1 protein-coding gene is annotated in these 235 nt (G+C 50.2%); it reads right to left on the bottom strand.

The window, feature by feature from the left end; genetic code table 11:
* Positions 1 to 231, bottom strand: a 231-nt coding sequence (locus E0702_RS18190; protein ID WP_306766947.1) for a hypothetical protein, incomplete at its 3' end; no start/stop codon positions are given.
* Between the last annotated feature and the right edge of the window lie 4 nt (positions 232 to 235).

Genomic DNA, 235 nt, shown 5'->3' with positions numbered 1-235 from the left:
CCTGTATTCAATGCCTTCCTTTAGCACAAATGTATCCTTTTTGAGGGCCTCGAGATCCCCAGTAAGGTCCATGGTGATGGGTCCTGGTGCACTGTCACATACAAGGCTAAGCCGGGTAACAGTCACATTGGGAACTGTTGGGTCTGCTACCACAGGGACATCTCCCAGCAGTGTTTTCTTGTACTTGGTTAGACTCTCGTCATCCTTGTCCATCTCCTGCAGCTCCTTCAAGGAC

Source organism: Halomonas marinisediminis (genome assembly GCF_004347715.1).
Taxonomy (GTDB): Bacteria; Pseudomonadota; Gammaproteobacteria; order Pseudomonadales; family Halomonadaceae; genus Halomonas; species Halomonas icarae.
Note: the sequence above shows the minus strand (reverse complement) of the source record. Positions and strands in the feature narration are given on the sequence as shown.